General features: G+C 70.9%; 18 protein-coding genes, 3 tRNA genes, 2 rRNA genes and 1 riboswitch. Of the genes, 13 read left to right on the forward strand and 10 right to left on the reverse strand.

All coding sequences use genetic code 11. From position 1 onward, the window contains the following. Positions 1-67: 67 nt before the first annotated feature. Both BM424_RS27890 and BM424_RS27895 read right to left on the reverse strand, forming a co-directional pair. Positions 68-7111, reverse strand: coding sequence for an amino acid adenylation domain-containing protein (locus tag BM424_RS27890; protein WP_139274194.1), 7044 nt, complete (start codon positions 7109-7111; stop codon positions 68-70). A gap of 92 nt (positions 7112-7203) precedes the next feature. Further along, on the reverse strand, positions 7204-8556 hold the full coding sequence (locus BM424_RS27895) for a GNAT family N-acetyltransferase (RefSeq protein ID WP_245776183.1): 1353 nt from the start codon (positions 8554-8556) through the stop codon (positions 7204-7206). Between the two features lie 305 nt (positions 8557-8861). On the opposite strand from BM424_RS27895, the gene BM424_RS27900 reads away from it, so the two are divergent. From BM424_RS27900 to BM424_RS27910, 3 genes are all read left to right on the forward strand, one after another. Next, on the forward strand, positions 8862-9800 hold the full coding sequence (locus BM424_RS27900) for a hypothetical protein (RefSeq protein ID WP_093424251.1): 939 nt from the start codon (positions 8862-8864) through the stop codon (positions 9798-9800). A 43-nt stretch (positions 9801-9843) separates the two neighbouring features. Continuing rightward, entirely contained in the window at positions 9844-10233 is a 390-nt protein-coding gene (locus BM424_RS27905) for a hypothetical protein (protein ID WP_245776185.1), read from the forward strand. Between the two features lie 98 nt (positions 10234-10331). Continuing rightward, positions 10332-11450, forward strand: a complete 1119-nt coding sequence (locus BM424_RS27910) for a polysaccharide pyruvyl transferase family protein (RefSeq protein ID WP_175548296.1) — start codon at positions 10332-10334, stop codon at positions 11448-11450. Here the strand turns inward: BM424_RS27910 and BM424_RS27915 are convergent. From BM424_RS27915 to BM424_RS27930, 4 genes are all read right to left on the reverse strand, one after another. Continuing rightward, the gene (locus tag BM424_RS27915) at positions 11441-11743 is read right to left on the reverse strand and encodes a hypothetical protein (protein WP_139274195.1); all 303 of its coding nucleotides are present in this window, start codon (positions 11741-11743) and stop codon (positions 11441-11443) included. The genes BM424_RS27910 and BM424_RS27915 overlap by 10 nt on opposite strands. A gap of 220 nt (positions 11744-11963) precedes the next feature. After that, entirely contained in the window at positions 11964-12674 is a 711-nt protein-coding gene (gene tenA / locus BM424_RS27920; protein WP_093424259.1) for a thiaminase II, read from the reverse strand. 102 nt (positions 12675-12776) lie between these two features. Beyond that, entirely contained in the window at positions 12777-13574 is a 798-nt protein-coding gene (gene thiD, locus BM424_RS27925) for a bifunctional hydroxymethylpyrimidine kinase/phosphomethylpyrimidine kinase (RefSeq protein WP_093424261.1), read from the reverse strand. After that, positions 13562-13656, reverse strand: a riboswitch (TPP riboswitch). (Overlaps the previous gene by 13 nt.) Positions 13657-13697: 41 nt before the next feature. Beyond that, entirely contained in the window at positions 13698-13934 is a 237-nt protein-coding gene (locus BM424_RS27930) for a biotin/lipoyl-containing protein (protein WP_093424264.1), read from the reverse strand. A 173-nt stretch (positions 13935-14107) separates the two neighbouring features. On the opposite strand from BM424_RS27930, the gene BM424_RS27935 reads away from it, so the two are divergent. The 5 genes from BM424_RS27935 to BM424_RS27955 all read left to right on the forward strand — a co-directional run bounded on the left by BM424_RS27935 (position 14108) and on the right by BM424_RS27955 (position 18000). Beyond that, complete coding sequence (locus tag BM424_RS27935) at positions 14108-14848, forward strand: hypothetical protein (protein ID WP_093424266.1); 741 nt, start codon at positions 14108-14110, stop codon at positions 14846-14848. Between the two features lie 241 nt (positions 14849-15089). Next, on the forward strand, positions 15090-15281 hold the full coding sequence (locus tag BM424_RS27940) for a hypothetical protein (protein ID WP_093424269.1): 192 nt from the start codon (positions 15090-15092) through the stop codon (positions 15279-15281). 180 nt (positions 15282-15461) lie between these two features. Beyond that, positions 15462-17099: an AMP-binding protein gene (locus BM424_RS27945; protein WP_342742660.1), complete on the forward strand. Its 1638-nt coding sequence runs from the start codon at positions 15462-15464 to the stop codon at positions 17097-17099. 64 nt (positions 17100-17163) lie between these two features. After that, entirely contained in the window at positions 17164-17805 is a 642-nt protein-coding gene (gene orn, locus BM424_RS27950; RefSeq protein ID WP_093424271.1) for an oligoribonuclease, read from the forward strand. Between the two features lie 122 nt (positions 17806-17927). Then, a tRNA-His gene (locus BM424_RS27955) sits at positions 17928-18000 on the forward strand. A gap of 344 nt (positions 18001-18344) precedes the next feature. On the opposite strand, the gene BM424_RS27960 is transcribed toward BM424_RS27955, so the two are convergent. After that, the gene (locus tag BM424_RS27960; RefSeq protein WP_245776184.1) at positions 18345-19463 is read right to left on the reverse strand and encodes a L,D-transpeptidase; all 1119 of its coding nucleotides are present in this window, start codon (positions 19461-19463) and stop codon (positions 18345-18347) included. 313 nt (positions 19464-19776) lie between these two features. Between BM424_RS27960 and BM424_RS27965 the strand changes: the two genes are divergently transcribed. From BM424_RS27965 to BM424_RS27985, 5 genes are all read left to right on the forward strand, one after another. Further along, a tRNA-Lys gene (locus BM424_RS27965) sits at positions 19777-19849 on the forward strand. Between the two features lie 150 nt (positions 19850-19999). Then, a tRNA-Lys gene (locus BM424_RS27970) sits at positions 20000-20072 on the forward strand. A 132-nt stretch (positions 20073-20204) separates the two neighbouring features. Continuing rightward, positions 20205-21203 (forward strand): hypothetical protein, encoded by a 999-nt coding sequence (locus tag BM424_RS27975; RefSeq protein ID WP_093424276.1) that lies wholly within the window; start codon positions 20205-20207, stop codon positions 21201-21203. A 130-nt stretch (positions 21204-21333) separates the two neighbouring features. Continuing rightward, entirely contained in the window at positions 21334-21855 is a 522-nt protein-coding gene (locus BM424_RS27980) for a DUF5134 domain-containing protein (protein ID WP_093424279.1), read from the forward strand. Between the two features lie 139 nt (positions 21856-21994). Beyond that, entirely contained in the window at positions 21995-22918 is a 924-nt protein-coding gene (locus BM424_RS27985) for an ABC transporter substrate-binding protein (protein ID WP_093424281.1), read from the forward strand. 5 nt (positions 22919-22923) lie between these two features. Here BM424_RS27985 and BM424_RS27990 read toward each other — a convergent pair whose 3' ends face one another. The 3 genes from BM424_RS27990 to BM424_RS28000 form a co-directional block, all read right to left on the reverse strand. Further along, positions 22924-25287, reverse strand: coding sequence for a glycoside hydrolase family 3 protein (locus BM424_RS27990; protein WP_093424284.1), 2364 nt, complete (start codon positions 25285-25287; stop codon positions 22924-22926). A gap of 127 nt (positions 25288-25414) precedes the next feature. Then, positions 25415-25531, reverse strand: a 5S ribosomal RNA gene (gene rrf, locus BM424_RS27995). A 127-nt stretch (positions 25532-25658) separates the two neighbouring features. Continuing rightward, positions 25659-25752 (reverse strand): 23S ribosomal RNA (locus tag BM424_RS28000); the annotation flags it as partial.

A 25752-nucleotide genomic window follows, 5' to 3' on the forward strand; every position in this document is an offset into this window, starting at 1 on the left:
CGCGTTCACCCTCGACTCGACATCCCCGAACACCTCCCGGCGAGACCCCGCCCGGAGGAAACCGGGGTCACCCGTCGAGCTCGTCGAGCGATTCCTGCACGATCGCAGCGATCTCGGCCAGCGGCTCGGGCTGGGTCATGTCCTTGTGCTCGCAGGCGATGTCGTGGTGGATCACGGCACCGTCCACGTACGGCTGCCACATGGCGCTGGTCAGCGACTCCTTCGCCGGGTTCACGGTGGCGTAGAAGAACAGCACGTCACCGCGGAACCGGTCGTGCTCGGCGGTGTTCTCCAGGACCGCGCAGTTGGCGAAGTTGTCGATGATGGCGGTGACGCTGTGCTCCTCCAGGTTCGCCAGCGCGCTGCCCTCGCCCGACAGGACCTCCAGCACGTGCTGGCGGGTCAGCGTCCCCTCGCCGAGCTGGGACATGTCGTACCCGGCCATGTAGAGCAGCGCCCGCAGCGCCTCCTCCTCGGTGGGCAGCTCGTCCCAGACGTCCTTGGGGTAGGAGTCGAGCATGCACAGGAAGCGCACCTCCTCCCCCTCGGCCTGCAGCCGGGTGCCCATCTCGTGGGCGACCACGCCGCCGAAGGACCAGCCGAGGAAGTAGTAGGGCCCGTGCGGCTGCACCGCGCGGATGTGCTCCAGGTACTCGTCGGCCATCTCGGCGAGACTGCCCGCCACCGGCGCGGGTTCGGCCAGACCGCGGGTCTGGACGCCGTAGATGGGGCGCTCGTCGTCGATGAGCTTGAGCAGCCCGGAGAACGGCCACGCCAGGCCGGCCGCCGGGTGCACGCAGAACAGCGGCGGCTTGCTCCCGGTGGTGCGCAGCGGCAGCAGGATCTCCAGCGCGTCCCGGCCACCGCCGGTGCGCAGCCGCTCGGCGAGCCCGGCGACGCTGGGCGCGGCGAACAGGCTGCCGACGTTGACCTTGATGCCCAGCGCGTCGCGGATCCGCCCGATGAGCTTGGCCGCCAGCAACGAGTGCCCGCCCAGGTCGAAGAACCCGTCGTGCACGCCGACCCGGGGCAGGCCCAGGACCTCGGCGAACAGCCCGCAGAGGATCTCCTCGGTGGGGTTGCGCGGCATGTCGTTGCCGACCGCCTCGGCCAGGTCGGGCGCGGGCAGCGCGCGCCGGTCGAGCTTGCCGTTGGGCAGCAGCGGCAGCGCGTCGACGAACACCACGGCCGCCGGGACCATGTAGTCGGGCAGCTCCTCGGCGACGTGTCCGCGCAGCTCGGCCGCGTCGGAGTCGCCGACGACGTAGGCGACGAGCCGCTTGTCGCCCGGGGTGTCCTCGCGGACCACGGCGGCGACCTGCGCGACGTCGTCGTGCTTGGCCAGCACGGCTTCGACCTCGCCGAGCTCGATGCGGAACCCGCGGATCTTGACCTGGTCGTCGGCGCGGCCGGCGAAGTCCAGCGTCCCGTCGGCGCGCCAGCGCACCAGGTCGCCGGTGCGGTACATGCGGCCGCCGGGCTCGCCGAACGGGTCGGCGACGAAGCGCTCCGCGGTCAGCCCGGCCCGGTTGAGGTAGCCGCGGGCCAGCCCCAGCCCGGAGACGTAGAGCTCGCCGACGACCCCGGGCGGGCACGGCTGGAGCCGCTCGTCGAGGACGTACACGCGGGCGCCCGGGTCGGGCACGCCGATCGGCACCGAGCTCGACACCGCGCCCGGATCGCAGTCCCACAGCGTGGTGTTCACCGTCGCCTCGGTCGGCCCGTAGCAGTTGAGCATCGGCCGGTCCCGGCCCCAGCGCTGCACCAGGTCGGAGGGCACCTTCTCGGCGCCGCACAGCAGCGTCGCGTTCTCCGGCAGCCGGACGTCGGCGGGGAACATGCCCATCATCGACGGCCCGATCGCCAGGTGCGTGACCCGGTGGCGCCGCGCGTACTCGGCCAGCGCCTCGCCGGGAACCCGCAGGTCGGAGGGCACGACGACGAGCGTTCCGCCGCCGAGCAGGCCCATGCACATCTCCCAGAACGCGACGTCGAAGCTCGGCGAGGCGAACTGCAGGACGCGGCTGTCCGGGGTGATGCCGACCCGGCGGGTCTGGGTGGCCAGCAGCTTGCCGATGCCGCGGTGCGGCACGACCACGCCCTTGGGCGTGCCGGTGGAGCCGGAGGTGTAGATGACGTAGGCGGCGTCGTCGAGCTCCGGTTCCGGCAGCCGCGGATCGCCCTCGGGGCGGTCGGCGCGGTGCACCAGGGTCGCGGGCAGGTCGGCGTCGAGGTCGTCGGTGAGCACCAGGCGCGGCCGGGCGTCGTCGACCATGTGCCGCAGCCGTTCCGGCGGGTACTCGGGATCCAGCGCGAGGTAGGCGGCTCCGGCGTGCATCGCCGCGAGCAGGCCGATGATCAGCTCGGCCGAGCGCGGCAGCATCACGCCGACGATGTCGCCGGGCCCGGCACCGCGCTCCACCAGCAGCTTCGCCTGCTCGGTGACGCGTTCGCGCAGCTGCCGGTAGGTGAGCTCGGTGTCGGCGAAGACCAGCGCGGGCTTGTCCGGGGTGGCTTCGGCGCGCTCGGCGAGCAGCTGCGGGAAGGTGCCCGCGGGCCCGACGTCGCCGGTCGCGTCGCCCCACTCCAGGACCTGCTTGCGGGTGCGGTCGCCGAGGACGTCGAGCCGCCCGAGGGGCGTGTCCGGTGCGGCGACGGCGGATTCGAGCAGCGTCACGAACCGGTCGACCAGCGATTCCACCGTGCGCTCGGTGAACAGGTCGGTGCTGTACTGCACGAGTCCGCTCACGTCGCCGTCGGCGGATTCGTGGAGGCTGAAGGCCAGGTCGAACTTCGCCGCGCCCGCCGGGATCGTGTCCACCGAGGTGTCGATGCCGGGCAGCTCGGCGCGCACGGATTCGGCCGCGCCCCAGTAGGCCAGCATCACCTGGAACAGCGGGTGGCGGGCCAGCGAGCGCGTCGGGTTGAGCAGTTCGGCGAGCCGCTCGAAGGGCAGCTCGGCGTTGTCGAAGGCCGCGAGGTCGGTCTGGCGCACCCGGTCCAGCAGCTCGGCGAAGGTCGGGTCGCCGGAGGTGTCGGTGCGCAGCACGAGGCTGTTGACGAAGAACCCGACGAGGTCGTCGAGCCGGTCGTCGCCGCGTCCGGCCACCGGCGAGCCGATCGGGACGTCGGTGCCGGCGCCCATCCTGGTCAGCAGCGCGGCGAGCGCGGTCTGCAGCACCATGAACGCGCTGGCCTGGTGCTCGGCGGCCAGGTCGCGCAGCCGGCGGTGCAGGTCGGCGTCGAGGCCGAAGCGCACGGATTCGCCGCGGTGGCTGGACACCGCCGGGCGCGGGAAGTCGGTGGGCAGCTCCAGCTGGTCGGGCAGGCCGGCCAGCTCCCGCTTCCAGAACTCCAGCTGCCGGGCGGCCAGGCCGTCCGGGTCGTCCTCGTCGCCGAGGAGTTCCCGCTGCCACAGCGCGTAGTCCACGTACTGCACCGGCAGCGGTTCCCAGTCCGGCGCTCGCCCGTCGAGCCGCGCGGCGTAGGCGGTGGACAGGTCGCGCACCAGCGGGCGCACCGACCACTCGTCACCGGCGACGTGGTGCAGCAGCACCAGCAGCGCGCTCCGCTCGCCGTCGCGGAACAGCTCGGTGCGAATCGGCGCCTCGGTGGCCAGGTCGAAGCCCCGCCGCGCGGCCCCGGCCAGCGCGGAGTCCACATCGGACACCTCGGTGACGGGCAGCTCCGGCACGTGGTCGCCGACCTGCTGGCGCGGTTCGCCGAGGGTGTCGGGGAACGTGGTGCGCAGGCTCTCGTGCCGGGCGACGACGTCGCCGAGCGCGGCGCGCAGCGCGGCCACATCGGGTTCGCCGCTCATCCGCAGCACCAGCGGCATGTTGTAGGTGGCGCTGGGGCCTTCGAGCCGGTTGAGGAACCACAGCCGCTGCTGGGCGAACGACAGCGGCACCTCGTCGGGGCGCGGCACCGGGCGCAGCTCCGGCCTGCCGCGGCCGGAAACCCGCAGCCGCTCGGACAGTTCCGCGACCGTCGGGTGGTCGAACAGGGTGCGGATGCCGAGCTCGGCGCCGAGTTCGGCGCGCACCCGCGCCAGCAGCCGGGTCGCCAGCAGCGAGTGGCCGCCGAGGTCGAAGAACCCGTCGTCGATGCCGACCCGCTCGACGCCCAGCACCTCGCCGAACAACCGGCACAGCACCCGCTCGGCGTCGGTGCGCGGCCCCCTGCCACCGCCGGAGACCTCGGGCGCGGGCAGCGCCTTGGCGTCGAGCTTGCCGTTGGCGGTCAGCGGGATCTCGGCGACGTCGACGAACGCGGCCGGGATCATGTAGGAGGGCAGCCGGTCGGCGAGGTGGGCGCGCAGCGAGGCCGGGTCGGCGCCGCCGACGGTGTAGCCGACCAGCCGCCGGTCGCCGGGCACGTCCTCGCGCACCACGACGGCGGCCTGCTTGATCTGCGGGTGCACCGCCAGGTTCGCCTCGATCTCGCCGAGCTCGATGCGGAACCCGCGGATCTTGACCTGCTGGTCGGCGCGGCCCATGAACTCGATGGTCCCGTCGTTGCGCCAGCGCCCGAGGTCGCCGGAGCGGTACATCCGGGAACCGGGTTCACCGAACGGGTCGGCGACGAACCGCTGCGCGGTCAGCCCGCGCCGTCCCAGGTACCCGCGCGCCAGGCCTTCACCGGCCACGTACAGCTCGCCGGTCACGCCGGGCGGCACCGGCTGCAGCTGCGCGTCCAGCAGGTAGACCCGCAGGTCCGGGATGGCGCGACCGATGACGCTGCCGTCGCACCGGCCCACCAGGTCGGCGTCGAGCTCGACGTAGGTGACGTGCACGGTGGTCTCGGTGATCCCGTACATGTTGATCAGCTTCGGCGACTCGGGGTGCCGCCGGTACCAGTCGTCCAGCCTGGACGGCTCCAGCGCCTCGCCGCCGAAGATGACGTAGCGCAGCGCCAGGCCGGCGCCCGGGTTCTCCCGCTCGGCCTGGCTGAGCTGGTAGAACGCCGAGGGCGTCTGGTTGAGCACGGTGACCCGCTCGCGCCGCAGCAGCTCCAGGAACTCCCGCGGCGAGCGGCTGACCTCGTGCGGCACCACGACGAGCCTGCCGCCGCGCAGCAGCGCTCCCCACAGCTCCCACACCGAGAAGTCGAAGGCGTAGGAGTGGAACAGGGTCCACACGTCCTCGCCGGTGAAGCCGAACCACGGGTCGGTGGCCGAGAACAGCCGGACCACGTTCTGGTGCGGGATCGCCACGCCCTTGGGCTGCCCGGTCGATCCCGAGGTGTAGATGACGTAGGCGGCGTGCTCGCTGGTCAGCGGCCCGCGCTCGCCGGGCTTGGGGTTGCGCTGGGAGTGCCGGACGATCTCGGCGATCTCGGTCTCGTCGTCGAGCAGCACGCGGGTGATGCCCTCGGGCAGCCGGTCTGCGTGCTCGCGGTCGCTGATGAGCATGCTCGGCCGCGCGTCGCCGACGATGTAGGCGATGCGCTCGGCCGGGTGCCCGGGGTCCAGCGGCAGGTAGGCGGCCCCGGCCTTGAGCACGGCCAGCAGCGACACGACGAGCTCGGTGGAGCGCGGCAGCGCCAGCGCCACCAGCTGCTCTGGCCCGATGCCGTGGTCGATGAGGTGGTGGGCGAGCTGGTTGGCCCGCGCGTCGAGGTCGCCGTAGGTCAGCGACTCGCCTTCGAAGGTCACGGCCACCGAGTCGGGGGTGCGCTGCGCCTGCTCCTCGAACAGCTGCGGCAGCGTCGCCGGCTCGGCCTCGGTGAAGCCGGGCACCGGCGCGTTCCACTCCTCGAGGATGCGGGTGCGCTCGTCCCGGGTGAGCAGCTCGACGCCGCCGACCGGGGTGTCGCCGGCGGCGTCGGCGAAGGTGCCGAGGAAGCGCAGGAACCGCTCGCGGTGACCGGTCAGCTCCTCGGCGGTGTAGCGGTCGGGGTTGGCGTCGAACTCGAGGCGCAGCTCGTCGTCCTCGGTGCGGACGAGCACGCTGAGGTCGTCGACGGGTCCGGCGGCCACGTTGTGCACCCGCCCGGGCGTCCCGGCGAAGTCCAGGTCGTAGTCGAAGGACTTGATGTTGATCATCGGCCCGAACAGCGCGCGGTCCGATCCCAGCAGCCGCAGGTCCCGGCGCAGCTGCTCGCTGCGGTACCGCTGGTGCTTGCGCAGCTCCCGCACGGCCTTGGCGACCTGCGCGATCAGCTCGTCGCGGGTGGTGCCGGAGTCGATCCGCAGCCGCAGCGGCAGGACGTTGACGACCATGCCGGGCACCCGCAGCGCCACCGATCCCATCCGGCCCATCACCGGCAGGCCCAGCACCACGTCGTTCGCCCCGGTCATCCGGTGCAGGTAGGCGCCGAAGGCGGCGATCAGCGCGTCCGGCCAGATCGTCCGCGCCCGCTCGGCGGCCGAGCCCAGCGCCTCCAGCGAGGAGCTGCTGTCGAGCTGGCGGTGGAAGGTGCGCGCGGTCGGCCGCGACCGCTCGGTGAGGGTGACCGCGTCGGGCTCGTCGGCGAAGCGCTCGCCCCAGTAGGCGGCGTCGCGCTCGGCCTTCGGCGAGGCCGAGTACTTCTGCTCGTCCTCGACGAGCTCCGCCAGCCCCGCGAACGGCGACTCGCCCGGTTCCGCTCCGGCGACGAGCGCGCTGTAGACCTCGGCGACGCGCCGGAGGATGATCGAGAACCCGTAGCCGTCCACCGCCACGTGGTGGATGCGCTGGTACCACCACCAGCGCCGCTCGCCGAGCCGGCACAGCGCCGCGGTCCACAACCGGCCGCCGTCGCGCTGCCCGCGGGTCAGGTCGACGGGCGCGTCCAGGTCGGCGCGGATCCACTCCTCGGCGCGGGCCTCCGGGTCGGCCTCGCCGGAGAAGTCCAGGACCGGCAGTTCCACGGCGTCGAGCTCGTCGACGACCTGCTGCGGTCCTTCGCCGTCGTCGACGACCCGCATCCGCAGCGTCTCGGCTTCGGCGACCGCGGTGCGCAGGGCCTCGGCGAACAGCTCCGGGTCGATCTCCGCCTCGATCTCCACGCGCTCGGCGGTGTTGAAGATCGGATTGGTGCGGTCGAGTTGTTGGGCGAACCAGATCCCCGCCTGCGCCGCGGTCAGCGGCAACGGGTGCGGCGGCGACTGGTCAGCTCGCGACGGCATTGCTCTCCCCACGATCAACAAGGTAAGTAAGGCTAACCTTAGTCAAGATTCGATCGCGAGTACACCCGCACACCGGACCGCCTGACGTGGGGCTACTCACCCGGGCGTGCGAACACCATCAGCGCGGAGTTCTTGTTCGGCAAGCCGACCTCGGCCGCCTGGACGAAGCCCGCCTTGCCGAACGCGCCCACCGAGGCTCCATTGTGGACATTCGGCTCGGCCACCACGTTCCGGCACGCCGGGTCCGCGGCGAGCAGTCCGCGCGCGACCGCGCCGAGCAGCTCCGATCCCACGCCCTTGCCGATCGCGTCCGGCTCGCCGATGGCGATGTGCGCGCCCAGGTCGTGCGGGGCGTGCGGGTAGCAGCGGGCCAGCTTGTCCCGCTGCACCCGGTAGAGCTCCAGGTAGCCGATGTCGCGCCCGTCGCGCGCCACCACGCACGGCACCGAGTGCTCGCCGGCCAGCTGGGTGGCGAGCTCGTCGCGCCACCGCTCCAGCGGCCAGTCCTGGTTCCAGTTGACCGCGACGTGCTCGCGGTTCATCCAGCGGTGCACCAGGGCGACGTCCGGGCCGCCGTCCTCGCCGGTGATCGCCACCGGCCGCAACGCCCAGCCCTCGCCCAGCTCCGGCAGCGGCACCCCGGGCACCTCGGCCGGGTCGTCGAGGCGCAGCGGGTTGCGGCGCTCGAAGCGAACCGGCCGCACCCGCACCGCGCCCGATTCGTCGCGGTAGCGCAGCCCCGAGCCGTTGAGCGCGGCGAGATCGGTCAGCGTCGGGCCGGTCAGCCAGCGCTCGACCAGCCCGGCGACCTGCGAGTGCTGCTCGGCGATGCCGCCGAGCCGCTTGGCCAGCTCCGCCAGCAGGTACTCCTCGTGCACCACGCCGCGCCTGCCCAGCAGGCCGATGACCACCAGCACGCCCCGGGTCAGCAGTCGCGCGGTGAGCTCGTCCCGGTCGGCGCCGTCGAACGCGAGCACCTCCGGCAGCATCCGCTCCTCGACGTGCCGGGTCAGCCAGCGCTGGGCCTCGGCGGCGTTGGACAGCTGACGGCCCACGGCCACCAGGTCGTCGCGCAGCGGCAGCGGGTCGACCTCGCGGCGCGGCAGCGCGTCCAACAGCCAGTCGACCAGCGTGCCGGACTCCGGCCGGTTGATCGGGGCCTCGGCCCGCGAGCGCGCCCGCGCGTCGGCCGAGCAAGCGGCGGCCAGCAGCGCCGGATCCGCCGAGACCAGCGTCCGGCCCTCGTCGTCGAGCACACCGATCGACCCGAACCCGTGCGCGCCCGTCGGGGAGTCGTAGACGACGTCGGCGTGCAGCGACAGCGGTCCGATCGTCAGCCGCAGCGGCCCTTCGGCGACCGGCGTGTGCGTCTCGGCCAGCCAGCGCCGCAGCAGCACCGAGGCCCGTTGGTGCTGTCGCCCGACCAGGTCGGCTCCCTGAGACACGCCGCGCTCCCCTCGATCCGTGAACATCTTTGTAAGCGGAGCCTAACCTAAGCACTTGATCGGGCGATAGAGCGTCACCCGGCGATGGCGGACCGACGGCAACGACCGGGCGATCCGATCGCCCTCGTTCCGGCGTGCACTGTGGACAGATGCGTGCCAACATCTCCGGACGCGGCAAGCCGAACGACCCGATTGATCAACACCTGATCCGGTGATGATCGTTGTGTCTCGCTGGGCGTTGCCCGAACATCCGCCCTACTCTCCGAAACATCGAATGGGCCTACCGTCCGGAGAGGAGATCACCCATGGATGACGCCGACGCAGTCGTGCCGCTCCGGCCGGGTTTCGACATCCAGGTCCGCGGTTTCAGCCGCCATCAGGTCATCGAGCACATCGAGGTCCTGGAAGATCAGCTGCGCATGGTCACCATCGACCGCAACGAAGCGGTCCGGCTCAACAACGACCTGCGCAAGCTCTGCGACGACACCCGCCGCAGCCTGGACCAGGCCGAGCAGCGCCTCAAGAGCATCGAGAACTCCGACACCGGCCTGCCCGCCGCCTCGCAGCGGGTGCAGAACATGCTCGCCATCGCCGAGGACGAGGTCCAGACGCTGCGCGATCAGGCCAAGCGCCAGGCCGAGATCATCCGCGGCACCGCCGAGACCGAGGCCCGCGCGCTGATCAGCGAGGCCGAACAGGCCGCCTCCGAGCTCCGCGACGAGTGCAACGAGCTCGTCACCGACGTCGAGTCGCGCCGCGCCACGCTGCAGCGCGAGCACGAGCAGAAGATCAGCGAGCAGCGCACCCGCGAGTACCGGATGCGGCAGGAGATCCGCAACGAGTACAAGAAGGTCGTCGGCGACGCCCAGGAGGAGGCCGACGCGCTGATCTCTGAGACCCGCAGGCAGTGCGGGCAGTGGGACGCCGAATCGGAGCAGATGCGGCTGGAAGCCCTCGAGGAGATCCGCGTCGAGCGGCAGCGGCTGGAGGAGCTGCGCAGCTCGGTGCTGCAGGCGATGGACAACGCCAAGCGCGTCCTCGACGAGTCCGCCGCGAACCTGCGCACCACGACCGACACCCCCGACGCGGCCGAGGCCGAGGGACCGGTCGAGACCGACGGGCGCCGGTTGCAGGAGGTCACGCTGCCCGAGCAGCGCGACGACGTGCAGACCTACACGATCCCGATCGAGCCGCAGCACACCACCAACGGAGCCGCCCAGGCTCCCGGTGCTCGGCAGAACTGACAGCGCTCGGCAGAGAGCCTGATCCCGGAGGCGGCTGGTGGAAATGCTGGTTCTGATGTTCGTGTGCGGTCTGGCCGTGGCCACGCTGGTGTTCTGGCCGCTGCTGCACCGCGCGCAGCGCAAGGCGGCCGAGACCCAGCAGCCGGAGGCGGCCCCGCGCGGCAAGCACGCGCTGGGCGCCGCCGCTGCCCCCGCCGCGGGAACCGAGACCGCCGAGAAGACCGAGGGCGAGGGCGAGAAGACCGACCGCGAGGGCGAGCCCACGCAGCCGGTGAAGATCGACGAGGCGATCGCGCCGCAGCCGCGCGAGCCCGAGCCGATGGTGATGCCGGAGATCCCGACCGACATCTTCGAGGCCCGCTACCAGGCCAAGTTCAACCGCTCCAAGCGCCGCCTGGAGCGCCTGCGCTCGGAGATCAGCAAGGCCGGCTGACCCGACCGCGATCCTGTGCGGTGCGAGGATGGTACGGGTGTTTTGCCGGTTGCTAGGTTCGTGAGCGGACCTCGCAACCTACGGCTGGAGCCTCCTTGGTGAACACCCCGAACCGGATATACCTCGTCGCCACCACCGGACACCCCAACTACGGCGACGAGCTGATCGCCGCGGCGTGGCTCAAGCACCTCGCGAAGGTCGCTCCTCGCAGCGAGGTCTGGATCGACTGCCCCAACCCCGGCCCCAGCTCGGTGATGCTCGCCGACCTGCACCCCAACGTCCGGTTCACCGACACGTTCTGGCGGTTGTGCTGGGAGGCCCCGGAAACCGAGCCGTGGGCCGTGGCGGCCTTCGTGCAGCACGCGATCCACAACCCCGGCCTGGCGCCGCGCTGGGTCGCCGGCATCGAGCTCGCCGCCCGGATGGACCTGTTCCACGTGATCGGCGGCGGCTTCATCAACGGCATCTGGCCCCGCCACATCGGCCTGCTCGCGGCCACCGCCGCGGCCGCCCACCGCTCCGGCGGGCGCGCGGTGATGACCGGCCAGGGCCTGTCCCCGGTCCCGGCGGGTGCCGAGCCGCTGCTGCGCAGCCTGGCCGAGCAGTTCGAGATCGTCGACGTCCGCGACGAACCGTCGGAGGCGATGCTGGTCAACGCCTCCGCCACCGGCGACGACATGTTCTTCGGCATCGAGCCCGGCCTGTTCCGCACCGGCGACGACGACGTCCGCGACGTCATGATCTGCATGCAGTCGGACCTGCTGGACGAGACGGTGCCCGCGCTGGCCGGATTCCTGCTCGACACGCTGCGCGAGTGGAAGGTCGCCCCGGAGCAGGTGGCGTTCGTGGAGGGCATCCCGCGTGCCGACCGCGAGGTCTTCGCGCTGGTCGAGCACGACCTGCCGGGCGCCCGGTTCCACGCCTTCGACGAGATCATGCGCAAGGGCCTGCCCGCAAAGCCCGGGCAGCGGTGGCTGTCGACCCGGTTCCACCTGCACCTGCTGGCCGCCGCGGCCGGGGCCAGCGGCGTCGCCGTGTCGATCAACTCCGGCTACTACACCAACAAGCACCGGTCGTTGATCGAGCGCGGTTCGGGCTGGCAGCTGAGCGAGGGCCTGCAGATCCCGGCGAGTCCGAGCGGGGGCGGGTTCAGCACCGCCGGGCTGCGCGAGCTGCAGAAGCGCAAGTCGGCGCTGGCCCGGGCCATCTACGGCTGAGCGACCCGCTCGGTCTCGGCGTGGGCGGTGTCGGCGGGCGCGGTGTCATCGGACGCGGTGTCGGCCGACGGGAGGGCTTCCTCCGGCGTGCGGGCCTCGGGGATCTCGCACGCCGGCTCCTCGACCGGATCCGGCCAGATCCGGGGCGCCTCGGTGATCTCGGGTCCCAGCTCGGCCTTCTCGGATTCGGCCTTCTCGGGTCGGGTCTCGCTGCGGCGGTCGGCGATGTAGAACGGCGCGGCCGCCAGGATCGGGACCGACATGCCGATGAACACGATCAGAAGAGAACTCACTGCCCCGGGACTCCATCCACGCCTGAAGAACGACCGCCCCTGAATGCCCAGCTCGAACAGGGGTTTCGCCCAGGATGTCGTTGTGTCGCGCGCTTCGTTAACAGCACAAGATCGTGACCCGTATCACAACGCGAATCACGCTTGTGAGTTATCCGAAGAGGACGACGACCCACCACTCCGGATGAGCCGCCGTCAGCGCGAGCGAGACGCGAAATCCTTGTCAGGCAAGGAATTTCGCGGTCGGCCAGCTCTCCTTGACCCAGGCGCTGTTCCAGAACAGCCACTCGTACTCGGTCGCGCGGGTGAACGCGGCGAACATCTGCTCCCGCGTCGCCTCGTCGGCGCGCGCCGCGACCTTGTCGGTGAGCTCGCGCGCCGACAGCACGGCCTCGGCGAACTCGTCGTCGGCGTAGGTGGTGATCCACGCCTTGTACGGGTGGTTCTCGATGTCGCCGGTCGCGTCCAGGATCGTGCTGCCGACGTGCTGGTAGACCCAGAAGCACGGCAGGATCGCCGCCAGCAGCACCGGGTAGGACTCGGTCAGCGCGCAGGCCCGCAGGTACGAGGTGTAGCCCAGGCACGACGGCGAGGTGTCGATCCCGGCGATCTCCTCGTCGGTCAGGCCGAACTCCTCGACGTAGCCGGCGTGCAGCCGCCGCTCCTCGACCAGCGCGCCCTGCGCGGCACCCGCCAGGAACGCCGCGTCCGCGGCGTCATCGGCGCGGGCCGCCGCGGCCGACAGCGCCTGCGCGAAGCCGACCAGGTAGCGGGCGTCCTGGACGATGTAGAAGGCGAAGACGTCCCGCTGCAGGCTGCCGTCGGCGAGCGCGACGTTGAACGGGTGGTCCTCGATCGCCTTCTGGAGCCCGGCGGTGCGCTCCCACGCCTCGGCGCAGAAACCCCCGGCGGGCGGTGCGGGCAAGGTGCTCATGAAAACCCTCGCAGAGATCGGTGGGTCCGGGAGTCGGACAGTTTTAGCCAGAACTGTCCATGATCAAATTCCGAAATGTCCGGTCAATTATGGCTAAAACTGTCACCACCAGCGGTGGAAGTGGTGCACCGGACCGTGACCCCGGCCCACGTCGAGGCGCTCCGAGGCGCGGAGGGCGTCGGTGAGGTACTGCTTGGCCTCGCGGACCGCCTCCAGCCAGTCCGCGCGCTGCGGGCGCAGCGCCGCGATCGCCGCCGAGAGCGTGCAGCCGGTGCCGTGATCGTTGGTGGTGGCCACCCGCTCGCTGCTGAGGAACTCGGCCAGCCCGTCGCCGTGGAGCAGGTCGACGCTGGTCTCGCCGTCGAGGTGCCCGCCCTTGAGCAGCACCTGCTTGGCGCCCAGCCCCGCCAGCCGCTCGGCCTGCGCAGGCATCTGCTCGGGAGAGGCGATCTCGGCCTCGCCGAGCAGGTCGGCGGCCTCCGGCAGGTTCGGCGTGATCAGGTCCACCCGCGGCAGCAGCTCATCGCGCAGCGCTCCGACGGCCTCCGGCGCCAGCAGCCGGTCGCCGCTCTTGGCGACCATGACCGGGTCCAGCACCACGAACCGCGGCGCGTAGCGGTCCAGCACGGCCGCGACCGCGCGGATGACCTCGGCGTTGGCCAGCATGCCGATCTTGACCGCGTCCACCCGGACGTCGTCGAGCAGCGTCACCAGCTGGTCGGTGATGAAGTCCGGCGGGACCTCCTGCACCCGGCTCACCCCGGTCGTGGTCTGCGCGACCAGCGCGGTGATCACCGACATGCCGTAGGCGCCGTTGGCGGAGAAGGCCTTGAGATCGGCCTGGATACCGGCACCACCGCTCGGGTCGGTCCCGGCGATGGTCAGCACGTTGGGGGCCATGACGTCCCTCCGCTAGTACGAGCTAGGTCAGGTTCAACGGGTCTGTTCTCAGCCCCGGCCAGGGGCACCCCGCGTCACTGGCACCAACCTAACAACCCAGGGCAACCCCCGGTCCCGCGCGGTTCAGTCGATCAGCCCGAGCACCTGGCCGACGCTGAGCACCTCCCCCGCCCGCACCTGGTGCCACACCGTCCCGGTGGCCAGCGCCCGCACCCGGATCCCGGGGGCATCGGCCTCGGCGGGCCGCAGCTCGGCCAGCGGCTGCCCCGCCCGCACCCGGCTGCCGTCGGGCACCAGCCACCGCACCACCACCCAGCGGTCCGGGCCGGGCCGCGCGCCCGGCAGGTGCAGATCGGTCATCTCCGGCCCCCCGCCTCGACGAGCAGCCAGGATGCGGCGAATGACGCAGCGGATGAGCCCGCCGGAGGGAAAAGCCACCCCGATGGAGCAGTGCGATGGCGATCGATTTCACACCGTGAAAGCGCCCACCGGAAGGCGAGGTCACCCTTCTTCGAAGACTAAAGTGGAGGGCGATGGAAACCACGACCGATGCCCCAGGCTTCGCCCGCTCGCGCCGGCAGCGTCCTGCTCAGGACCCGGCGCAGATCTGGGCGCCGCTAGCGGACCTGACCGAGGCCGCCGTCGCGGCCGCCGGATCGGGGACGGTGGCGATCACCCGCGGATTCGACCGCAACAGCCGGCAGCGCGCCAAGGCGCTGCGCGAACTGCTGTCCCGGCGCGACGTGCCGGCGATCGAGGTCACGCCCGCCCCGGGCAGTGACCGGCTGCTGACCGACGTGGCGGTCAGCGCGGTGGTCAACCTGATCGGCGCCGGCTCGTGGCAGCCCTACCGGCTGGCCGCGCAGCTGCGCGCCCCGGTGCTGACCCCCAAGCCCGGCACCGAGCCGGCCGAGGAGGTCACCAGGGATGTCATCGCGCTGGCCGGCGAGGAGTCCGGCAAGCGGGACGTCGCGCTCTCGCACGTCGCGGTCCGCGGCGACAACCCGGCCGAGGGTCGGCTGACCGTGTCCTTCGACGGCTCCGAGCAGGTCATCGAGGGCGGCTGGCTGACCGCGACGGTCTCCGGCAACCAGCTGAGCGTGCAGTTCGGCGGCCAGGACCTGGCCGAGCAGTCGGTCACCACCGGCACGATCCGCGTCCAGGCCTCCGAGGCGCCGCACCGCCTGGTGCGCGACGAGCTGCCGATCGCCGACTTCGAAGGCGCGGTCGTGCTCTCCGCCGAGGCCGCCGGGCTGAAGGTTCGCCCGGTCTGATCAATGTCGACGCCGGACGAGTGGTACCGGCTAACAGCACCGGCTCAGGGGCGATTCCCGTTGTGGGGTCGCCCCTGAGTCGTGTCCGGGGAGCCGCAGGCCAGAACGCGTTCCACGGCGTCGTCACGTGATTTCGCCGCAGTGCCGTCATGCGCCTCGGGCCCGTGCGTCCCTACACCGGAAGCGCGCGGTGCGCGGCTTCCACCGCACCAAGGCGGATCGGCACAGGGAGGCTGGGACTGTGGGGCCCAACCAGCAGTGGCACGTCAGCTGCCGCGACGTCGCCGGCAGGCGACAGGACATGTCGGTGTTCGTCAACCACGGCCAGGTCGTGATCGTCTCGCCGCCCGGCGAGACGGCGGTGCTCTCGCCGCTGGAGGTCGGCCGCCTGCGGGCGGCCCTGCGGGACGCGGTCGTCCACGCGGCGGAGTAGCGCCGACCGGGAACCGGGGGTCGGCGCGGCGGGTGGAGGCTCCCCCCCTCACCCGCCGCGCCGCCGTCGCGACCACCTCGTGATCGCAGGAACGGGATACTCGACACGGAGGGCTTGGCCGGGAGGATTACGCACGGCACAATCTACTCCCGAGTAGGTTTCGCGACGAGGGGTGACCGAGTGAGCTTCCTGCGGCGACTGCCGAGCTTTCTGACCAACCACGCCGCACCGGCCCTGCACACCTTGTTCGTGCTGGTCAAGCAGGGCGTTGTGCGGCCGATGCGGCCCGACAAGCTGGTCCGCATCGCCCTGGCGTACCGGCGCTGGGGCATCACCCTGCCGCTCGGCTTCGCCGTCGGCGCCGCCCGGCACCCCGACCGGCCGGCCGTGATCGACGAGCGCGGCGCGCTCAGCTACGCCGAGCTCGCCACCCGCACCACCCGGCTCGCCGCCGCGCTGCGCGACCGCGTGCCCGGCAAGACGCGCATCGGCGTGCTCACCCGCAACCACCACGGACCCGTCGAGGTCATCGTGGCCGCCGCCAAGCTCGGCGTCGACGTCGTCCTGCTCAACGTCGGCCTCAGCACCCGCCAGCTCGCCGACGTGCTCGCCGAGCAGAAGGTCAGCCTGCTCGTCCTCGACGAGGAGTTCACCGGGCACCTCCAGGACCTGCCCAGCGGGCTCGACGTCGTCCTCGGCTGGGCCGACGGGCCCACCGAGCACCACACGCTCGACCACCTCATCGCCACCGAGTCCGCCACGAAGCTCCCCCGGCCGAAGCGGCACTCGCGGCTGATCGTGCTCACCTCCGGCACCACCGGCACCCCCAAGGGCGCCCGCCGCCCCGACCCGCCGAGCCTCAACCCCGCGGGCGCGGTGTTCTCCCGCATCCCGCTGCGCGCCGGCGAGCGGGTGCTGCTCAGCGCACCCCTGTTCCACACCTGGGCCATCGCCGGGTTCCAGCTCTCCGCCGTGCTCGGCGCGACGCTCGTGCTGCGCCGCAAGTTCGACGCCGTGGACACGCTGCGCACCATCCAGCGGCACCGGGTCGGCGGCATGTTCGGCGTCCCCGTGATGCTGCAGCGGATCCTCGACCTGCCCGCCGAGGAGCGCGAGCGGTTCGACACCTCCTCGCTGCGGATCGTCGCCGCCAGCGGCTCCGCGCTGCCCGGCGACCTGGCCACCCGCTTCCAGCGCGCCTTCGGCCCGGTGCTCTACAACCTCTACGGCTCCACCGAGGTCTCCTGGGTCAGCATCGCCACGCCCGCCGACCTGCGCGCCGCGCCGTCCTCGGCCGGGCGGCCGCCGCGCGGCACCCGGGTGCGCATCCTCGACGACCACGGCGCGCCCGTCCCCCGCGGCGAGACCGGGCGGATCTTCGCAGGCAACGACATGCTGTTCGACGGCTACACCAACGGCAACAGCCGGGAACGCCTCGACGGCCTCATGTCCACCGGTGACCTGGGACGATTCGACCGCTCCGGGCGGCTGTTCATCGCAGGCCGGGAAGACGACATGATCATCTCCGGCGGCGAGAACATCTACCCCAAGGAAGCCGAGGACGCCATCACCGGCCTGTCCGGGGTCGCCGAAGCCGCCGTCATCGGCGTCGACGACGCCGACTTCGGCCAGCGCCTGGCCGCGTTCGTCGTGCCCCGCGAGAAGGGCGCCCTCGACGCCGAGCAGATCCGCGAGCACGTGCGCGGACAGGTCTCCAAGTTCGCCGTCCCCCGCGACGTGGTCTTCCTCGACGAGCTGCCGCGCAACCCCACCGGCAAGGTCGTCCCCCGCGAGCTGCGGACCCACCTGGAGGAATAGCCGCACGTACCGATCAAGACACTCTTGCCGCGATCACCGGGTCGCGGCAGTTAGGCTGCGTCGAGTGAATGACCGTCTAGTGTGGATCGACTGCGAAATGACCGGGCTGGAGCTCGGCAAGGACGCGTTGATCGAAATCGCCGCCCTGGTCACCGACGCCGACCTCAACATCCTCGGCGACGGCGTCGACATCGTCATCCACGCCGATGACGACGCCCTCGCCGGGATGCCCGAAGTCGTGCGCGACATGCACGCGCGCTCCGGGCTCACCGACGAGGTCCGCGCCTCCCGCGTGACCCTCGCCGAAGCCGAGCAGCAGGTGCTGGACTACATCCGCGAGTACGTGCCCGACGTGCGGTCCGCACCGCTGGCGGGCAACTCCATCGCCACCGACCGCGGATTCATCGCCCGCGACATGCCGCAGCTCGACGCCCACCTGCACTACCGGATGGTCGACGTCTCCTCCGTCAAGGAGCTCTGCAAGCGCTGGTACCCGCGGATCTACTACGCGCAGCCGGAGAAGGGACTCGCCCACCGCGCCCTCGCCGACATCCGCGAATCCATCCGCGAACTCGCCTACTACCGGCGCACCGCGTTCGTCCCCCACCCCGGGCCCAGCAGCGAGCAGGCCCAAGCCGTCGCCGCCGAACTGCTCGACGACCCCGGCGGCATAAGCGGCACCACCAAGGCCCGCGAGGAGTCCTGACCCCTCGCTGAGCTGCTCGGACGCGAAAACCGGAGCCGGTGGAAAACCCCTCGCGGGCACACGCTAGGATGGTTTCCGTTGCTCCGGACGGGGCCCGGCAGGGCGCGGTCCGAGCGGCCGAGGTGGGTGTAGCTCAGTCGGTAGAGCACTGGGTTGTGGTCCCAGGTGTCGCGGGTTCGATTCCCGTCACTCACCCTTTGAGAGACCCGCTCTTCATGTTTCATGAGGGGCGGGTCTTTTTCTTTCCACAGCGTCTTTTGGTTGGTGGCTTGCTTCACTGACACGACTCTGTGGTCCCTGTGCTTGGCGGTGCGGGTAGCGGAACCTCAGACGCCTTCTGGGTCCGGGATCCGCGACTTATGTATGCCAATACACGGCGCTGCGGCTGTCCTCCCCAGAAGACGTCTGAGAACCCGCGGCGGTGCCGGTTGCTGGGGTGGGGTACTGAGAAACCGGCTTCGCCGGTTGCCTGACGGGGTTTGGGTAAAGAGAAAGCGACTGCGTCGCTTGGCTGACGCAGTCGCTTTGCTCAGTTCGTCTTACCTGTTGCCCTTCTTCCACTGGTCCCAGGGGACTTGCCAGTCTCCGAAGCCGTCCCAGGAGCGGAGGTCCGGGCCGCCCGAGTTGGTGATCTCGACCACGTCACCCTTCTTGAGCAGGTTGAAGATCCACTCGGCGTTCTCGTTGCTCATGTTGATGCAGCCGTGGCTGACGTTGCGGTGGCCCTGGTCGGCGACCGACCACGGGGCCGCGTGCAGGAACTCGCCGCCGTTGGAGATGCGGACCGCCCACTCGACCTCCGTCTGGTAGCCGCCGGCCTCCAGCGGCAGGCCGTAGGTCGTGGAGTCCATCATCTTCTTGCGGTGGTGCTCGGTCACCACGTGGATGCCGTTGTTCGACGGGAACTCCGGCTTGCCCAGCGCCACCGGCATCGTGCGGATGACCTGGCCGTTCTTCTCCACGCTCATCTGATGCGAAGCACCGTCGGCCTTGAGCACCACCCGGTCGCCGATGGTGATGGTGGCCTTGCGGTCCTCCTCACCCCACAAGCCCGGGCCGAACTCGTGGCCGTAGGCGTTGACGTCGATCGAGATCGTCGTGCCCGCCTGCCAGTAGTCCTTCGGCCGCCAGTGCACCTCGCGGCTGTTGAACCAGTAGAACGCGCCCTCCACCGCGGGCTCGGTCGCGACCTTGATCGCTTCCTCGGCCTTCGCCTTGTCCGGCGCCGGAGCGTTCTTGCTGAACCGGAACACCAGCGGCTGGCCGACACCCACCGTCTCGCCGTCCAGCGGGATCATCGAGACGTAGGTCTGCGCCTTCGGCTCGATCGTGGTGAACGTCGACTGCTTGGTGATCGCAGGCCCCTCGCCCTGCGCCGTCACCGCCAGCGTGTACGTCTTGCCGTACCCGGCCTTCTCCGCCGACGTCCAGCTCACGCCGTCCGGGGAGATCTGCCCGGGCACCTCCTTGCCGTCGGAGTTCGTCAGCTTCGCGTCCACGATCTTGCCGCCGCTGACCTTCGCCGTCACCGGGTCCAGCGGTGACACGTCCTTGGCCCCGTTCTGCGGCGCGAACTGCACCACCGGGGCCTGCGGGCCCTGCTCCTGCTCGGCTGCCGCACCCCCGCCGCCGCTGCACCCGGCGACCAGCGACCCCACCAGCCCGACGACCAGCCCAGCCGTCGGACGGCCAACCCGCGAGAGAAACCCGACCGGGTTACACCTTTCAGTCATTGGCAACTATCCGTCCCGTCACAAAGCACATCTGCGCCTAACGACCAGTGTGCCGTAATCGCCCGACCGTGCGTGCAGCGACCGGGTCCGCACGTTGTGTCATATTCCGCCTGGTCCTCGCGCACCGCGGGTCGCCACCCCCGCCCGAGCGACCCCCTGCCGGAAGCCCTCCGCACGGCCGTGCTAGAGTTTTCGACGTCGCCAGGGAGACCGGACGGAAACCCCGGAGGACACGCCAGCGCCAATAGCTCAACTGGCAGAGCAGCTGACTCTTAATCAGCGGGTTCGGGGTTCGAGTCCCTGTTGGCGCACAGCAGCGAAAGACCCGCCTTCCCGGCGGGTCTTTTTCGTTTTCCGGATCCGCCGAATTGTGCCCCGGAACACGAGACAACCCTGCTGCACAGGCCGTTCCAGGCCCGTGCTAATCTTTTTCGCGTTGCCGGGGAGACCCGGCGCGGCCAGCGCCAATAGCTCAACTGGCAGAGCAGCTGACTCTTAATCAGCGGGTTCGGGGTTCGAGTCCCTGTTGGCGCACACGACGAAGCGTCCTCCGCCTTTCCGGCCGAGGGCGCTTTTTCATTCCCTCCCCGCCCCTCGGATGAAAGCGCCAGGACAGGGACCGGCGGGACGCTGGCGTGGTTCAGCGGCTCGTCGAGCGGAGGGACCATGAAGATCCGACTGCTGGTGGCGTCCGCGGGGGTGCTCGCGCTCGCCGCGAGCGGGGTCGCCACCGCCTCCGCCGACGCCCCCGAAGCCTCCGGCGGCGCCCTGGAGTGGGTGTGCGCCGTGGGCGAGCGGGAGCAGACGCTGCTGCTGCCCGAGCAGGCCGTGGACCGGCTCATCGCCGAGACACCGTCCTACCGGGGCCCGTGCGCCGAGTACGGCGAGTCCGCGCCGCTGGGCGACGGGCGGATCACCGCCTACACCCAGTTCCTGGGCGCGCGGCCGGTGTCGATCGGCGTGCGGATGACCGACGCGAGCTTCAGCGGACTGCCGCACGACCCGCCGACCGACGGGACGCTGTGCTTCGACAAGAACGGCGACGGCAGCACCGACCCGGTGGAGGAGTGCTCCGGCGGCTACGGCCAGAAGCTCGAACTCGGCGAGCGGGCGCAGCAGCAACCCGACTTCCCGTTCACCTACGTGCTCGAGAACTGGAACCCGCACGGGCACATCCCGCTCGGCTTCTACGACCAACCGCACTACGACGTGCACTTCTACCTCAACGACGAGGCCGAGCGGCTGGCCATCCGCACCGGTCCGTGCCCGCAGCTGGTGCACTGCGACGACTACGCGCTCGGCAAGCGGCTTCCCGATTCCCGTTACGTCCCGGCCGATTTCAGCGACGCCGACGCGATCGAACCGGCGATGGGCAACCACCTCGTCGACAAGACCGCACCCGAGTTCAACGGGCAGCCGTTCCGGCACACCTGGATCTACGGGACCTGGAACCGCGAGGTCACCTACTTCGAACCGATGATCACCGCCGAGTGGCTCGACGGACTGCGCACCGGGGCCGTCGACGACGGGTGCCACCCGTTCAAGCTCCCCGAGGCCTGGCAGGAGACCGGGTGGTACCCGACGGTCTACTGCACCCGGCACAGCGACACCCGCGGGGAGGTGTCGGTCTCGCTGGAGGAGTTCGTCCACCGCAACGCCTCCTGACCCTCCACAGAGGACTCCGCCACGGCGGGTCACCGGCGCCGGCCGGGAAGTCCGCTCGCAAGGCGGTATCTGCGGGCGTCCGCGATCTCGACAATCGATCACGGCACGGCTCCGGCGGCGGTGGAGGAGCATGTTCGAGCAGGTCATGACCGGCACTGTCATCGCGGCCACGGCCACGGCCCTGCTGCGGATCGGCTTGCGCAAGCACCCGCTCTGCCACGTCGACGTCGCGCAGCTGCTCATGGGGCTCGGCATGATCGCGATGTACCTGGCCCCCTCGCCCCTGATGGCCGCGCCGTTCGCGGTGTTCGGCTGCTGGCTGGGGTTCCGCGCGGCGCGCACGCGGACGATCTCGTTCCTGCACCACGCCATCGGATCGCTGGCGATGGCCTACATGTTCGCCGGGCAGCAGACCGGCCCCGCCGGCGCCCCGCTCGTCGCGGTCGGCCATCACCACGGGACGGTCACCGTCGCCGCGCAGACCCCGGGCCTGGTGCTCCCGCTGCTCGCCTGGGTGCTGATGAGCTACTGCGCGCTCGCCGCCGGGTACGCCGCCACCGACCTGCTGCGGACCCCGCCGCCGCGGGCCCGCTCGCTGATCGAACTCGTGCTCTCGGGCTCGATGGCGCACATGTTCCTGGCGATGCTCTAGCCCGAAAACCGCTGGTAAGCAGGCGCTGACAGTTGTCGCTGCTAATGATCACTATTACAAGCCGGACATCTTCTCGGGACCCGTTTGCCAGGTTAGGCTACCCAAACTTTTGCACGATCCCGACAGATTGGGTGTCCCCATGCTGCGTCATCGCAGACTTCTCGCGGCGCTGTCAGCCGTGTTCGCCCTGGGAGTCGCCGCGTGCGGCTCACCGGCCTCCGAACAACCGCCGCCCCCGCAGTCCCGCGTCGTCCAGCACGCCAAGGGCCAGACCACCGTCAGCGGAACGCCGCAGCGCGTCGTCGTCCTCGACACCGGCGAACTCGACTCCGTGCTCGCCCTCGGCGTCAAGCCCATCGCCACCGTGCTGCCCGACGCCAACACCCAGATCCAGCCCTACCTCGCCGAGAAAGCGGGCGACGTCGAGATCGTCGGCACCATCGGCTCCCCCAACCTGGAGAAGATCGCCGCCCTCAAGCCCGACCTGATCCTGTCCAGCAAGACCCGCGACGACGAGCACTACGAGGCGCTCAGCACGATCGCGCCCACCGTCTTCGCCGAAACCGTCGGCAAGACCTGGAAGGAGAACTTCCTCCTCGACGCCGACGCCCTCGGCAAGCGCGCCGAAGCCGACAAGATCCTCGCCGACTACCAGGCCCGCGTCTCCGAGATCGGCAAGCAGGCCGCCGGCCGCGAGGTCAGCATGCTGCGGTTCATCCCCGGCGACATCCGGCTCTACAACAAGGGGTCGTTCATCGGCACCATCCTCGCCGACTCCGGGTTCAACCGGCCCGACAACCAGCTCGGCGACAAGACCTTCACCAAGCTCAGCCGCGAGCAGATCTCGCAGGCCGACGGCGACCTGCTGTTCTACGGCGCCTACGGCGAGAACGCCCGGCGGCAGATGGGCGAGGTGACCGGTTCCGTGCAGTGGACGACGCTCAACGCCGTGCGCAACGGCAAGGCCGTCGAGGTCCCCGACGACACCTGGTACCTCGGGCTCGGCCCGATCGCCGCCGGGCTCGTCCTCGACGACCTGGAGAAGTTCGTCGCCCAGCCCTGACGCCGTCAGGACACGACGTCGAGGCGGAGGTCGCCGACGCTGCGTCCGACCCGCAGGTCCCCGTCCTCGGGTTCGACCGGCACGGTCACCTCCGCCTCGGCCCCCGCCTCCGCGGTCACCACCGCGAACCCCACCAGCCGCAGCGGATCCGCCGCGTAGACCTGGACCACCTCGCGGCCCGCGCGGTCGCCGGTGTTGCGCAGCTTCACCACGACCGCGTCGCCGTCGCGCGACACCGCGTCGTAGGACCAGCTCGTGTACCCGAGCCCGTGCCCGAAGGGGAAACCCGGTGCCACACCCCGGTCCGCGTAGGCGCGGTAGCCGATCAGCGGACCCTCGGAGTAGCGCAGCATCCCGTCCACCGGCTGCACGCCCGGCAGCGGCACCGGCACGTCGGCCAGCTCGGCCGGCAGCGTCGTGGGCAGCCTGCCGCCCGGTTCCGCCGCGCCCAGCAGCACGTCGGCGAGCGCGTCGCCGTACTCCTGACCGCCGAACCACGTCCACAGCACCGTCGAGGCCTCGGCCGCCCACGGCATCAGCACCGGGCTGCCTGCGTTGACCACCACGACCGCGTTCGGGTTCGCCTCCAGGACCTTCGCGACCAGTTCGTCCTGCTGCCCCGGCAGATCCAGCGAGGTGCGGTCGCGGCCCTCCGTCTCGACCTCGTCGTTGGTGCCGACCACGACCACCGCGACGTCGCAGTCCCGCGCCGCCCGCAGCGCCGCCTCCAGCTCCGTCGCGTCGTCCCAGCGCTCGGGGCGGTACCCGAGGCCCGCGCAGATCAGGTCCGCGTCGATGTTCTGCGGCGTGAACTCGACCGTCAGGCAGGCCCGGCCCTTCGCGTTCACGTCCGAGTCGACCAGGACGACGTTGAAGCGCTGCTCCGGCGGGGCCAGCATGTCCCCCAGCGGGTCGTCGGCCTCGCCGTCGCTCGCGACGTCCGCGGTCAGCACCTCGCGTCCGGAGATCTCCACGCGGAAGTGCCCGGTGCCGTTGACGCCGAACACGTGCTCGCCCGGCTCCAGCGCCAGGTTCCCGCTCATCCGCAGCTTGCAAGTGCCCTCGGGCATCGCGCCGACCTGCCAGATCAGCCGTTCCGCACCCCGCAGCTCACTGCCGAGCACGTCCCCCTGCTCGCCCAGGTACTCCACGCGCAGCCCGGTGCCCTCGCCGCGCGGGTCCTCGATCTCCTCGCGCAGGATCGGGTCGAGCAGCCTGCGGTGCCGGACCCCGCGCCGGTACTGGATCTCCGCGTTCGGCAGCGCCTGGCGCAGTCCCTCCAGCGGCGTCACCACGTGCGGCGGGCTCACGTGCGAGGAACCCCCGCCCTGCACCGCGGGGAAGGTGGCGTTCTCGCCGATCACGGCGATCTTGGTGATGCCGGGGTCCAGCGGCAGCAGCGACTTCTCGTTGCGCAGCAGCACGAAACCGCGCGCCGTCAGGTCGCGGATCACCGCGCGCGCCCGCTCCGGCGGACCGTCGTCCGCCGGCTTCTCCGGCTCCTCGCCCAGAGCACCCACCCGGTCGGCCAGGCGCAGCAGGCGCAGGACCTTGTCGTCGAGGACCTGCTCGGCGACCTCGCCGTCACCGACGGCCTTCGCCAGCGCGCCGTCGGCCCACGGGCTCTTCGGTCCCGGCATCGCCAGGTCCAGCCCGCCGTTGGCGGCCGGGGCGCAGGTGCGGGTCGCGAACCAGTCCGACACCAGCACGCCGTCGAAGCCCCACTCGGCCTTGAGGACCTCGTTGACCAGCAACGAGTGCTCGGTCATCGTGTGCCCGTTGACCGAGTTGTAGGCCGCCATCATCGCCCACGGGCTCGCCTCGTCGACGATCCTGCGGAACGGCTCCAGGTAGCAGTCGCGCAGCGTCCGCTCGTCGATCACCGCGTCGTAGGTGAAGCGCTCGGTCTCGCTCTCGTTGCCCACGTAGTGCTTCGGCGTCGCCGCCACGCCCCGCGACTGGATGCCCGCGACGATCCGGGCACCGAGCACGCCGGTCAGCAGCGGATCCTCGGAGAAGTTCTCGAAATGCCTGCCCCCGAACGGACTCCGGTGCAGGTTGATCGTCGGCGCCAGCACCACGTGCACACCGCGACGCAGCGCCTCGTCACCGAACAGCTCACCCGCGCGCGTCACCGCGTCCCGGTCCCAGGTGGCCGCCAGACCCGACGCCACCGGCAGCAGCAGGGACGTGTCGCGCTCGTCCCACGTCGTGCCGCGGACCCCGTTCGGGCCGTCCGACAGCACCAGCCGGCGCAAACCGACCTTCGGCTCGGGGTGCAGCGTCCAGAAATCGGCCCCGGTCACCAACCGGGCCTTCTCCTCCACCGTCAGCTCGCCCAGCAACGACCGGAGATCGTCCTCGTTCACTCCCGTGCCCCTTCCGCCCGGACTCCGGCCGCAAGTCTCGACCACCAACCGGAGGCTGTCGAGCTCGGAAGCACAAAACGGGGCCGATTGATCCTGATCGGATCAATCGGCCCCGTTCTAAGGTATGTGTCGGCGGTGTCTTACTCTCCCACACCCTAGCGAGTGCAGTACCATCAGCGCTGGGGAGCTTAGCTACCGGGTTCGGAATGGGACCGGGCGGACCCTCCCCGCCATCGCCACCGACAACCCTCGTTCCCACGAACCCGCGGGAAAAACCAAAGGGCGCCAACTGCGTTGACACACAATATTCTGGAATCAACAACCCATAGGTTGTTGTCTCAGACATCGTATAGTGGGTGCGTAACACCTTCGTGAGCAAGTCCTCGGCCTATCAGCACCGGTCAGCTCCACACATTACTGCGCTTCCACATCCGGCCTGTCAACCCGGTCATCTACCGGGAGCCT

Source organism: Saccharopolyspora flava, from assembly GCF_900116135.1.
GTDB classification, from domain to species: domain Bacteria; phylum Actinomycetota; class Actinomycetes; order Mycobacteriales; family Pseudonocardiaceae; genus Saccharopolyspora; species Saccharopolyspora flava.